Here is a 13152-nt window from a genome sequence, read left to right as displayed (position 1 = left end):
GGCATTGAGGAGAAGCTCATGGCCGGCGCAAAAGAGATACGTAGTAAGATCGCAAGCGTCCAGAACACGCAAAAGATCACTAAAGCGATGGAGATGGTCGCCGCTTCCAAAATGCGTAAATCGCAGGATCGCATGGCGGCCAGCCGTCCTTATGCAGAGACCATGCGCAAAGTGATTGGTCACCTTGCGAACGGTAATCTGGAATATAAGCACCCCTACCTGGAAGAGCGCGACGTTAAACGCGTGGGCTACCTGGTAGTGTCGACCGACCGTGGTTTGTGCGGCGGCTTGAACATTAACCTGTTCAAAAAGCTGTTGGCGGATATGAAAGCATGGTCTGATAAAGGCGTTCAGTGCGAACTCGCAATGATCGGCTCTAAGGGCGTGTCATTCTTCAATTCCGTAGGCGGCAATGTTGTCGCTCAGGTGACCGGCATGGGGGATAACCCTTCGCTGTCCGAATTGATCGGTCCGGTTAAAGTGATGTTGCAGGCCTATGACGAAGGCCGTCTGGACAAGCTTTACATTGTCAGCAACAAATTTATTAACACCATGTCTCAGGTACCGACGATCACTCAACTGCTGCCGCTGCCGGCATCAGAAGATGATGATCTGAAGCGTAAAGCCTGGGATTACCTGTATGAGCCCGATCCGAAAGCGCTGTTGGATACCCTCCTGCGTCGCTACGTAGAGTCTCAGGTTTATCAGGGCGTGGTAGAAAACCTGGCCAGCGAGCAGGCCGCCCGTATGGTGGCGATGAAAGCCGCGACCGACAATGGCGGCAGCCTGATTAAAGAGCTGCAGTTGGTATACAACAAAGCTCGTCAGGCCAGCATTACTCAGGAACTCACCGAGATCGTCTCGGGGGCCGCCGCGGTTTAACCAGGTTATTTCGTAGAGGATTTAAGATGGCTACTGGAAAGATTGTCCAGGTAATCGGCGCCGTGGTCGACGTCGAGTTCCCTCAGGATGCCGTACCACGCGTGTACGATGCCCTTGAGGTGCAGAATGGTAATGAGAAGCTGGTGCTGGAAGTTCAGCAGCAGCTTGGCGGCGGTATCGTGCGTACCATCGCAATGGGGTCTTCCGACGGTCTGCGTCGTGGTCTGGATGTAAAAGATCTCGAACACCCGATCGAAGTCCCGGTAGGTAAAGCAACGCTGGGCCGTATCATGAACGTACTGGGCGAACCGGTCGACATGAAAGGCGAGATTGGTGAAGAAGAGCGTTGGGCTATTCACCGTGCTGCGCCGTCCTACGAAGAGTTGTCAAACTCTCAGGAACTGCTGGAAACCGGTATCAAAGTTATCGACCTGATGTGTCCGTTCGCGAAGGGCGGTAAAGTCGGTCTGTTCGGTGGTGCGGGTGTAGGTAAAACCGTAAACATGATGGAGCTTATTCGTAACATCGCGATCGAGCACTCCGGTTACTCTGTGTTTGCGGGCGTAGGTGAACGTACTCGTGAGGGTAACGACTTCTACCACGAAATGACCGACTCCAACGTTATCGATAAAGTATCCCTGGTGTACGGCCAGATGAACGAGCCGCCGGGAAACCGTCTGCGCGTAGCACTGACCGGCCTGACCATGGCGGAGAAATTCCGTGATGAAGGTCGTGACGTTCTGCTGTTCGTCGATAACATCTATCGTTACACCCTTGCCGGTACGGAAGTATCCGCACTGTTGGGGCGTATGCCTTCCGCGGTAGGTTATCAGCCGACTCTGGCAGAAGAGATGGGGGTTCTGCAAGAACGTATCACCTCCACCAAAACCGGTTCTATCACTTCCGTTCAGGCGGTATACGTACCTGCGGATGACCTGACTGACCCGTCTCCGGCAACGACCTTTGCGCACCTTGACGCTACCGTAGTACTGAGCCGTCAGATCGCGTCCCTGGGTATCTACCCGGCCGTTGATCCGCTGGACTCCACCAGCCGTCAGTTGGATCCGCTGGTGGTAGGTCAGGAACACTACGACACCGCGCGTGGCGTACAGTCCATCCTGCAACGTTATCAGGAACTGAAAGACATCATCGCCATCCTGGGTATGGATGAACTGTCTGAAGAAGATAAACTGGTGGTAGCGCGTGCTCGTAAGATCCAGCGCTTCCTGTCCCAGCCTTTCTTCGTGGCAGAAGTATTTACCGGTTCTCCGGGCAAATATGTCTCCCTGAAAGACACCATCCGTGGCTTCAAAGGCATCATGGAAGGCGAATACGATCACCTGCCGGAGCAGGCGTTCTATATGGTCGGTTCCATCGACGAAGCCGTGGAAAAAGCCAAAAAACTTTAACGCCTTAATCGGAGGGTGATATGGCAATGACTTACCACCTGGACGTCGTCAGCGCAGAGCAACAAATGTTCTCTGGTCTGGTCGAGAAAATCCAGGTAACGGGTAGCGAAGGTGAACTGGGGATTTACCCGGGTCACGCCCCGCTGCTCACCGCCATTAAGCCTGGTATGATTCGCATCGTTAAGCAGCACGGTCATGAAGAGTTTATCTACCTGTCCGGCGGCATTCTTGAAGTGCAACCGGGTAGCACGACCGTTCTGGCTGATACGGCTATTCGTGGCCAGGATCTCGACGAAGCGCGAGCTCTGGAAGCGAAACGTAAGGCTGAAGAGCACATTAAGAGCTCTCATGGTGACGTGGATTACGCTCAGGCGTCTGCGGAACTGGCCAAAGCGATCGCTAAACTGCGCGTTATCGAGCTGACCAAAAAAGCGATGTAACACCGGCTTGAAAGCATAAAACCAGTCTGGCAACAGGCTGGTTTTTTTTTGCCTGTGAATGATGACCAATGCTGAATCTTACTTCATGGCTCAAAAAAATAGCAAAAACATCACCCTAACGCTTTAATCAAAGTATAACGCGACTTTTCGCAAGACAAATACCGCATCAATGGTCGAAAATGTCACCATCGCCGTTGGAGGAACCCCGCGATCGAGCGTTTTATCCTCCCTACATTTCACGATGAAAAAAATGTAGTATTTTCAACATGAAACGGTATAAATTCGTTCACAAATCACAGTCAGGACACGTATGTTGAATAATGCAATGAGTGTCGTGATCCTTGCCGCTGGCAAAGGCACGCGCATGTATTCCGATTTACCTAAGGTGCTGCATACCCTTGCGGGCAAAGCAATGGTACAGCATGTTATTGATGCTGCTAATGAATTAGGAGCAACTCAGGTTCATCTGGTGTATGGTCACGGTGGCGATCTGCTTAAAAACACACTCAAAGAAGACAACCTGAACTGGGTTTTACAGGCTGAGCAATTGGGTACTGGTCATGCTATGCAGCAGGCCGCTCCCTTCTTTAGCGATGATGAAGACATTTTAATGCTTTACGGCGATGTGCCGTTGATCTCTGTTGAAACTCTACAGCGCCTGCGCGATGCGAAACCCCAGGGCGGTATTGGGTTATTAACCGTGAAGCTGGACGATCCGAGCGGCTATGGGCGTATTACGCGTGAAAACGGTAAAGTGACCGGCATCGTTGAACATAAAGACGCCACTGATGAACAGCGATTGATCCAGGAAATTAACACCGGGATACTGATTGCAAATGGCGCAGATATGAAACGTTGGTTAGCTAAGCTGACCAACAACAATGCCCAGGGTGAATATTACATTACCGACATTATTGCGCTGGCGTATCAGGAAGGACGGGAAATCGTTGCCGTGCATCCGGCGCGCATCAGTGAAACGGACGGTGTCAATAACCGTCTGCAGCTTTCCCGTCTGGAGCGTATTTACCAGGCTGAACAGGCCGAGAAACTGTTGTTAGCCGGCGTGATGCTGCGTGACCCGGCGCGTTTTGATCTGCGTGGAACGCTGACGCATGGGCGCGATGTCGAAATTGATACTAACGTGATCATCGAAGGCCATGTCACGCTTGGTGATCGCGTAAAGATTGGTGCAGGCTGCGTGATTAAAAACAGCGTGATTGGCGATGACTGCGAAATCAGTCCTTACAGCGTGGTGGAAGATGCGCACTTAGACACCGCTTGCACCATCGGCCCGTTCGCTCGCTTACGTCCTGGTGCGGAATTGTTAGCAGGCGCTCACGTTGGCAACTTCGTTGAGATGAAAAAAGCGCGCCTGGGGAAAGGCTCAAAAGCCGGGCATCTGACCTATCTGGGTGATGCGGAAATTGGCGACAACGTCAATATCGGTGCCGGTACTATTACCTGTAACTACGATGGGGCGAACAAATTCAAGACCATTATTGGCGATGATGTTTTCGTTGGTTCCGATACTCAACTCGTAGCGCCAGTCAGCGTCGGTAAAGGGGCGACCATTGCCGCAGGCACAACCGTTACTCGTGATATTGCCGATAATGAACTGGTATTAAGCCGCGTGCCGCAGGTGCATAAGCAAGGCTGGCAGCGTCCGGCGAAGAAAAAGTAATTTACGATCATGGAGGGGCGCCTGGCTTGCCTGCTCTATCTTCAGCATGTTTTTGTAGGCCGGATAAGCGTCAGCACCATCCGGCAGACCAGAGATGAGAGGATAAAATAATCCTCCGCTCAATTAGCAGTATTTATAACAATAACCCCACTCTCTACAAGGCTCGGGGCGCCCGAAAAGACGGGTATTAACAGGTCAGCGACAACGACAGGCATAATGCCTAAATTTGGAAATAAAACTATGTGTGGAATTGTTGGCGCTATCGCGCAGCGTGATGTAGCTGAAATCCTTCTCGAAGGTTTACGTCGTCTGGAATATCGTGGTTATGACTCTGCTGGGCTGGCCGTGGTAGATACGCAAGGTCATATGACCCGTTTGCGCCGTCTCGGCAAAGTGCAGATGCTGGCGCAGGCCGCGGAAGAGCATCCGCTGCATGGCGGTACAGGTATTGCTCATACTCGTTGGGCGACGCATGGCGAACCTTCAGAAGCGAATGCGCATCCCCATGTTTCTGACCACATTGTCGTGGTGCATAACGGCATCATTGAAAACCATGAACCGCTGCGCGAAGAGTTGAAAGCGCGGGGTTATACCTTCGTTTCTGAAACCGACACCGAAGTGATTGCTCACTTAGTGCATTGGGAGCTGGAACAGGGCGGCACACTGCGTGACGCGGTGCTGCGCGCTATTCCGCAATTGCGCGGCGCGTACGGTACGGTGATCATGGATACTCGCCAGCCGGATACCCTGCTGGCTGCACGTTCGGGTAGCCCGCTGGTGATCGGTCTGGGTATGGGCGAAAACTTTATCGCTTCCGATCAGCTGGCGCTGCTACCGGTGACCCGTCGCTTCATCTTCCTTGAAGAAGGCGACATTGCGGAAGTGACCCGTCGTTCGGTCTCTATTTTTGATAAGACTGGTGCGGACGTTGTTCGTCAGGATATCGAGTCTAATCTGCAATATGATGCTGGCGATAAAGGTATTTACCGCCATTACATGCAGAAAGAGATCTACGAACAGCCGAACGCGATTAAAAACACCCTGACCGGGCGTATCAGCCACGGTGAGGTGGATTTAAGCGAGCTGGGGCCGAAAGCCAACGAGCTGCTGTCTCAGGTGGAACATATTCAGATCATCGCCTGTGGCACGTCCTATAACTCCGGGATGGTTTCTCGTTATTGGTTTGAATCGCTGGCGGGCATTCCGTGTGACGTTGAGATCGCTTCTGAATTCCGCTACCGCAAATCGGCGGTGCGCCGTAACAGCCTGATGATCACCCTGTCTCAGTCCGGTGAAACGGCGGATACCCTGGCGGGTCTTCGTCTGTCCAAAGAGCTGGGTTATCTGGGTTCGCTGGCAATTTGTAACGTTCCGGGCTCTTCTTTGGTGCGTGAGTCAGACCTGGCGATGATGACCAACGCGGGGACTGAAATCGGCGTGGCGTCCACCAAAGCCTTTACCACTCAACTTACTGTTCTGCTGATGCTGGTGGCAAAACTGGCGCGTCTGAAAGGTCTGGATGCGTCTATTGAGCACGATATTGTTCACGGTCTGCAGGCACTGCCGAGCCGTATTGAACAGATGTTGTCTCAGGATAAACGCATTGAAGCGCTGGCCGAAGATTTCTCTGACAAGCATCACGCGCTGTTCCTTGGCCGTGGCGACCAGTATCCGATCGCGCTGGAAGGCGCGCTGAAGCTGAAAGAGATTTCGTATATTCATGCTGAAGCGTATGCGGCGGGTGAATTGAAACACGGTCCGCTGGCGCTGATTGATGCGGATATGCCGGTTATTGTGGTGGCGCCGAACAACGAACTGCTGGAAAAATTGAAATCCAACATTGAGGAAGTGCGCGCTCGCGGCGGTCAGTTGTATGTCTTTGCTGACCAGGATGCGGGTTTCACCAGCAGCGATAATATGCACATTATTGAGATGCCGCATGTAGAAGACGTTATCGCACCTATCTTCTACACCGTTCCGCTACAGCTACTGGCCTACCACGTTGCGCTGATCAAAGGTACCGACGTTGACCAGCCGCGTAACCTGGCAAAATCGGTTACCGTAGAATAATGTTTACCCTGAAAAGCTGCTGTGAAAATGGCAGCTTTTTATTTTGTTTGTTCTCCAGTTCTGTAACCTGTTGAGGCAAATTGACTCTTTTTTACGTACAAAAAATCTATTTTATCACCTGGTTTTACAATTAATTACACTTGTTGCGGTGATAGCCTACTATACGATGTTTGATCATAAACTGAGCTATATATATTTTATTTCGATTATGCTATAAATATTTTCTTAAAAATCAGCGATTTTATTGATAAATAGCCATTTTTGCCTATCCTGAAAAGTAATATTTCATACAGCTTATATTTTATTTTTCTATTTATTCATTTTTTATTAAAACACTCTTTAAATTTATTTATTGCCATATTATTACGTCGGTGTAATATCTCGCCGCCGTAAAGATGGTGTTTTTATTAATGACCTTTTATTTAAAAATTAATAGATAATATATTTATCTGGAGTTGTTATGAAACCGAATTTAATTGTCAGTGCGCTTGTCCTGTCTACGAGTATGCTGGTGGGGCAGGCTATGGCATCGGATGGTACCGTTCATTTCCGTGGTGAAGTGATTGATAGCGCCTGTGAAGTCACCGCTGATACTGCCGAGCAGAACGTTGATCTGGGCAAAGTTAACCGTTCCTCATTTATAAATGCTGGAGATGTCGCAGCACCGACTGCATTTCAGATCGATTTGATTAAATGTCCGGCAACCTATACTAAAGCAGCCGTTCGTTTTGACGGTGTAGAGGCATCTGATGGCAATGGTGATTTGGCTATTGGCGATCCGGTAAAAGCGTCTACCCCAGGCGATTATACGGGTACTGGCGATGCGACAACGGCAACTGGCGTTGCGATTCGTCTTTATAACCGTGCCGATAACTCCCAGCTCAAACTGTACGAAGATTCCACTCCTACCGACATTGACGCCACCGCAGGTACGGCTTCAATGAAGTTCATCGCACGTTATATTGCAATAAACAATGCAGTTACGCCGGGTACCGCTAACGCAGATTCTCAGTTCACGATCGTCTACGAAAAATAATATAAGCTTCGTATTTATTATTTAATAATTAAATGACGCCTGTCATGACGGAACGTTATTGTCTTAATTTCAGGCGTTTTTTTACTGGGATGAGTGTCTGTATGATGACAAGAATGAGTCAATTTATTCTTACTGTGGTGTTGTTTTTGTTCGCCGCTCAATCTTATGCCGGGATAGTGGTCGGTGGTACTCGTGTCATTTTCCCAGGTGATGCGCCGGATGCCACAATTTCTATATTTAATAAAGAAACGACATTACCTTATCTTATTCAGGTCTGGGTCGATCCTTTTAATAAAGAGGATAAGAACAAGCCGCCTTTTACCGCTATTCCCCCCGTCTCCCGTCTTGAGCCAGGACAGGAAAAAACGCTACGCATTGTCAAAGTCGCCGGTGAGTTACCGAAAGACCGCGAATCCGTTTTCTGGTTGAATATTAAGAACATCCCGCCATCAAGTAACAAAAAAGATACCAGCACTCTGGAAATAGCAATTAAAACAAGAATTAAACTGTTCTGGCGTCCGGCATCAATAAAACTGACGCCAGAAAAAGCCTTCGCGAATGTGAAGTGGCGTCGGCAGGGTAAGCAACTGGTGATGGAAAACCCGAATCCAATTCATATTAACGTGATGAGCGTTTCGGTGGATGGGAAAGATGTTCCGCTCAATATGATTCGTCCGTTTGAGACATTAACGCTGAATATGCCTGAGGGTGTTGGTGGCCACTCGCTGGTCTGGCGCTTTATTAATGACTATGGCGCGATTAGTGAACCAGTGAAAGTGGCACTCTAATCTTCCTGTAAGGATACTTTAATGATTCGCTTGCGTTTTTATCTCGCGCTGGCTTCGGGGGCCCTGTTGGGTTTCGCGACTCAAACGATGGCCAGAGATAGCCTGTTTAACCCCAGTCTTCTGGAAATTGACCATCCTGTCGATGTGGATATTCATCAGTTTAACCGTGCGAATATGTTGCCGCCAGGTGATTATAAAGTCGATATTATTATTAACGACAAATTCTTTGAGAAGCGGGACGTTAAGTTTGTCCAGGATAAACCGGATGCGGAACTACACCCCTGCTTTGTTGCGGTTAAAGAGGTTTTATCTTCGTATGGTGTCAAGGTTGATGCCTTAAAAGCATTACAGAATGTGGATAGTCAGGCCTGTCTGAATCCTGCGCCATTTATCGATGGTTCAATCTGGACATTTGATTCGAATAAATTTGTGCTCAATATTTCGATTCCGCAGATTTATTTGGATACGGCAGCCTATGGCTATATCAGCCCGTCGCGTTGGGATGAGGGCATTAACGCGATGATGGTCAACTATGATTTTTCCGGGACGCATACGGTTAAATCGAATCACGATGTCGGGGAAGATGATACGTATTATCTGAACTTGCGTAACGGGATTAATCTGGGGGCCTGGCGAGTGCGTAACTACAGTACGCTGAACGCGACGGGCAGCGATACGGAATATCACTCTATCAGTAGCTATATCCAGCGAGACATTGCCGCATTACGTAGCCAGATCATGGTTGGCGATACCTGGACGGCGAGCGATGTGTTCGATAGTACTCAGATCCGTGGCGTCAGGCTGTATACCGACGACGATATGTTGCCGTCAAGCCTGAATGGCTTTGCCCCGATAGTGCGCGGGGTGGCGAAGAGTAACGCAACAGTAATCATCCGGCAAAATAAATACGTGATTTATCAATCTGCTGTGCCGCAGGGCGCGTTTGAAATCACCGACCTGAATACGGTAAGCGGTGGTGGCGATCTCGATGTCACCATTAAAGAAGAAGACGGTAGCGAGCAGCACTTTACTCAGCCGTATGCGTCGCTGGCGATTCTGAAACGTGAGGGACAGACTGACCTTGATATGAGTGTCGGCGAGCTGCGGGATGAAAACAGCTTCACCCCTAATGTTGTTCAGGCGCAGGTATTACACGGTTTGCCGTGGGGATTAACGCTGTATGGCGGAACGCAGATTGCGGAGGATTATGCCGCCGCCGCCTTCGGTATGGGCAAAGATATGGGGTCATTCGGGGCGATGTCGCTGGATGTGACTCATGCGCGTTCGCATTTTAACGATGGCGATGATGAAAACGGCCAGTCCTGGCGTTTTCTCTATTCCAAACGTTTTGATGATACCGATACCAATTTTCGCCTCGTGGGATACCGTTATTCAACTGAAGGGTTCTACTCTCTCAGTGAGTGGGCATCGCGCCAGGATAATGGTTCTGACTTCTGGGTGAAGGGCAACCGGCGTAGCCGCGTTGAAGGCACCTGGACGCAGTCATTTGGCCGCGACTGGGGGAATATTTATCTGACCATCAGCCGTCAGCAATACTGGCAGACAGATGAAGTGGAACGCCTGGTACAGCTGGGTTATAGCAATACCTGGCGGCAAGTATCATGGAACGTATCGTGGAACTACACCGATTCCATCAATCGTTATTCCGGTAATAAGTACTATAACGATGATAATGACGATGATAACAACCACGAACATATCTTCATGCTTTCGGTCTCTATACCGCTTTCCGGCTGGCTGGATAATAGCTACGTCAACTATTCGATGACGCAAAATAACCATAATGAAAGCTCAATGCAGGCGGGAATCGGCGGTACGTTGCTGGAAGGACACAATCTTTCTTATAACGTCCAGGAATCGTGGGATAGCTCGCCAGAAGATGTCTATAGCGGCAACGCCAGTATGGAATACAACGGCACCTATGGTGCGGTGAACGGCAGCTATGCCTGGAGCCGCGATTCGCAACGCCTGAACTACGGCGCACGCGGCGGCATCCTGGTGCATAGCGGCGGCATTACCTTCTCGCAGGAACTGGGCGAAACCGTGGCGTTAGTCGAAGCGCCGGGCGCTGGCGGTTTATCGGTAGAGAACGCCACCGGGGTTTCCACCGACTGGCGCGGATACACGGTAAAAACCCAGCTTAACCCGTATGATGAGAACCGGGTGGCAATAAACAGTAATTATTTTGCCAAAGCCAATATTGAACTGGATAACACGGTAGTGAATCTGGTGCCAACACGCGGCGCGGTCGTCAAAGCGGCGTTTGTTACCCATGTGGGCTATCGCGTGCTGTTTAACGTTAATCAAGGCAACGGTAAGCCAGTCCCCTTTGGGGCGATGGCGACGGCGGAGCTGGATTCTGGAACCGTCACCGGAATTGTTGGTGATAATGGCGAACTCTATTTATCCGGAATGCCGGAAAAGGGGCAATTTATCATTTCCGGACAAAATACATGTATTGTTGATTATCATCTTGCTGAACAGAAAGATAATGAGCTCATACAAATCCCCGTCATTTGTAAGTGAGACAGGACGCTAAATTGAATAATATAAAATACTTTCTACTACTAATGGTCTGTTTTTATCATACTGTTTTTGCTGCGGATACTTACTGTGAGGCAGATGGTGGCGTTCACCATAGCATATTGGTGTTCACGGGGACTAAAATTAGCGCAGCGCAAAATAAAGCCGGTAAGACTATCAATCAACATGTAGATAACGGCGAACAATATAAAGGCGTTTGCCATTGTAATAGGGATTATAGTTATGTCTATTTTACCGCTGAAGATAATCCCGCCTTACAAAAAATGAGTATGCGAAGTAGTATTCAATATTACTATTTGGATGAGTATCTTGATGTTGGAATATCTATTGAGGTTCTCGGGCGCGGCTACCTGAACGTTCCTTTTAATAATAAACCTAACGATCCAGATGGCTCTTATACTTGTACGAATAATAAAAATACAACAAATTTTACCAGTGGCTCGGATGCGATTATTTACTTCTATGTAAAAGAACCGTTTATAGGCATAGTAAAGATACCTGCGACCTTACTGGCATCGTTATATGCAACCACCTCTTCTTTAAACCCTGAAAATACTCATAAGCTATCGGATGTTTATATCCAGGGCGATATTACCGCTCCTCAGGAGTGCGTCATCAATGGTGGTCAGACGATCGAAGTAGATTTCGGTAAAATTCTGGCATCAGAGTTTTCTACAACGCCAGGAAGCGCATTAACCGACAAAAAAATACCGATAACTGCATCGGTAAAATGCACGGGAATGTCTTCTGGTCAGGGTGTCGAGGTTGCTTTACATGCTACTCAGGCCGGGTCGTTACCTACGGTGATAGAAACGTCGAATGCCGATGTTGGTATTAAGATGTATGACGAGCTTAACAATGAAGTGGATGTGAACGGTGGCCGTATGGAAACGGAGATGGGAAGCCGCAGTCGTTTAGGCGAAGAAGATGGCGAATTTATTTTTTCTGCCGCGCCGGCCAGTGCAACCGGAACGCGACCAAAACCAGGCCAGTTTGACGCCAGTGTGACAATTACGATGGAAATTAAAAACTAATCCCTCTTCCCGATATCAGTGGGCCCGACGCCTGGCGGGCCTGCCCTCCGGCTATTCTTTTCATTGTCATTAAACTGTCACAAACCTCACATATAACTGTCATTAAATTGTCCTATTTTGCTCGCAGTAGCAACTCAAACAACAATTTACGAAAACCGTGCAGGAGACATTATGAAAGTTATGCGTACCACTGTCGCAACTGTTGTCGCCGCGACCTTATCGATGAGCGCTTTCGCTGTTAACGCGGCGGCAAGCCTGACAGGCGCAGGTGCTACCTTCCCTGCGCCGGTGTATGCCAAATGGGCAGATACTTATAACAAAGAAACAGGCAATAAAGTTAACTACCAGGGGATAGGCTCCTCCGGCGGCGTAAAACAAATTACTGCGAATACCGTTGATTTCGGCGCCTCCGACGCTCCATTGTCTGACGAAAAACTCAATCAGGAAGGCCTGTTCCAGTTCCCGACCGTTATTGGCGGGGTGGTGCTGGCGGTAAATATTCCTGGCCTGAAGTCTGGCGAACTGGTGCTGGACGGTAAAACGTTGGGGGATATTTACCTCGGCAAAATAAAAAAATGGAATGATCCGGCGATCGCCACACTGAATCCGGGTTTGAAACTGCCCTCACAGAATATCGCCGTGGTGCGTCGTGCTGATGGTTCCGGTACTTCCTTCGTTTTTACCAGCTACCTGGCGAAAGTGAATGAAGAATGGAAAGCGAAAGTGGGCGCAGGCTCTACCGTGAACTGGCCGACCGGTCTGGGCGGTAAAGGCAATGACGGTATTGCCGCGTTTGTACAGCGTCTGCCTGGCGCTATCGGTTACGTTGAATACGCTTATGCGAAGCAGAACAACCTGGCTTACACCAAACTGATCTCAGCGGATGGCAAAGCGGTGAGCCCGACGGAAGAAAGCTTCTCAAATGCGGCGAAAGGCGCAGACTGGAGCAAAACTTTTGCGCAGGATCTGACTAACCAGAAAGGTGACGATGTGTGGCCAATCACCTCCACTACCTTCATCCTGGTGCATAAAGCGCAGAAGAAACCGGAGCAGGGCGCGGAAGTGCTGAAGTTCTTCGACTGGGCCTACAAAAACGGTGGCAAACAGGCGAATGATCTGGACTACGCCAGCCTGCCGGATAACGTGGTTGAGCAGGTCCGTGCGGCATGGAAAACCAGTATAAAGGACAGCAGCGGTAAAGCGCTGTATTAATTAACGAATTGGCGGATGGCGCTACGCTTATCCGC

At 49.5% G+C, this 13152-nt stretch carries 10 protein-coding genes; all 10 read left to right on the top strand.

Features of this window, described 5'->3' with window-relative positions:
* Positions 1-18 precede the first annotated feature (18 nt).
* Positions 19-882 (top strand): F0F1 ATP synthase subunit gamma, encoded by an 864-nt coding sequence (atpG, locus tag SBG_RS17770; protein WP_000896506.1) that lies wholly within the window; start codon positions 19-21, stop codon positions 880-882.
* 26 nt (positions 883-908) lie between these two features.
* Positions 909-2291 (top strand): F0F1 ATP synthase subunit beta, encoded by a 1383-nt coding sequence (gene atpD, locus SBG_RS17765; RefSeq protein ID WP_000190499.1) that lies wholly within the window; start codon positions 909-911, stop codon positions 2289-2291.
* 20 nt (positions 2292-2311) lie between these two features.
* Positions 2312-2731: a F0F1 ATP synthase subunit epsilon gene (locus SBG_RS17760; RefSeq protein WP_001251970.1), complete on the top strand. Its 420-nt coding sequence runs from the start codon at positions 2312-2314 to the stop codon at positions 2729-2731.
* A gap of 310 nt (positions 2732-3041) precedes the next feature.
* Complete coding sequence (gene glmU / locus SBG_RS17755; RefSeq protein ID WP_000933756.1) at positions 3042-4412, top strand: bifunctional UDP-N-acetylglucosamine diphosphorylase/glucosamine-1-phosphate N-acetyltransferase GlmU; 1371 nt, start codon at positions 3042-3044, stop codon at positions 4410-4412.
* A gap of 240 nt (positions 4413-4652) precedes the next feature.
* A complete protein-coding gene (glmS, locus tag SBG_RS17745; RefSeq protein ID WP_015703071.1) occupies positions 4653-6482 on the top strand; it encodes a glutamine--fructose-6-phosphate transaminase (isomerizing) in 1830 nt (609 codons plus the stop codon).
* 460 nt (positions 6483-6942) lie between these two features.
* Complete coding sequence (locus SBG_RS17740) at positions 6943-7518, top strand: chaperone-usher fimbrial major subunit (RefSeq protein WP_000804039.1); 576 nt, start codon at positions 6943-6945, stop codon at positions 7516-7518.
* 44 nt (positions 7519-7562) lie between these two features.
* Positions 7563-8306, top strand: a complete 744-nt coding sequence (locus SBG_RS17735) for a fimbrial chaperone (RefSeq protein WP_024135149.1) — start codon at positions 7563-7565, stop codon at positions 8304-8306.
* A 21-nt stretch (positions 8307-8327) separates the two neighbouring features.
* Positions 8328-10853 carry a fimbria/pilus outer membrane usher protein gene (locus SBG_RS17730; protein WP_000620373.1) on the top strand — a complete coding sequence of 842 codons (2526 nt, stop codon included), beginning with the start codon at positions 8328-8330 and terminating at the stop codon, positions 10851-10853.
* A 14-nt stretch (positions 10854-10867) separates the two neighbouring features.
* Positions 10868-11905 carry a fimbrial protein gene (locus SBG_RS17725; RefSeq protein ID WP_015703069.1) on the top strand — a complete coding sequence of 346 codons (1038 nt, stop codon included), beginning with the start codon at positions 10868-10870 and terminating at the stop codon, positions 11903-11905.
* A gap of 171 nt (positions 11906-12076) precedes the next feature.
* Positions 12077-13117: a phosphate ABC transporter substrate-binding protein PstS gene (gene pstS, locus SBG_RS17720; protein WP_000867122.1), complete on the top strand. Its 1041-nt coding sequence runs from the start codon at positions 12077-12079 to the stop codon at positions 13115-13117.
* The last annotated feature ends 35 nt before the right edge of the window (positions 13118-13152 follow it).

This window comes from Salmonella bongori NCTC 12419, from assembly GCF_000252995.1.
GTDB classification, from domain to species: Bacteria; Pseudomonadota; Gammaproteobacteria; order Enterobacterales; family Enterobacteriaceae; genus Salmonella; species Salmonella bongori.
The sequence above is the reverse complement of the archived record's forward strand: the minus strand, read 5'-3'. Positions and strand labels throughout refer to the sequence as shown.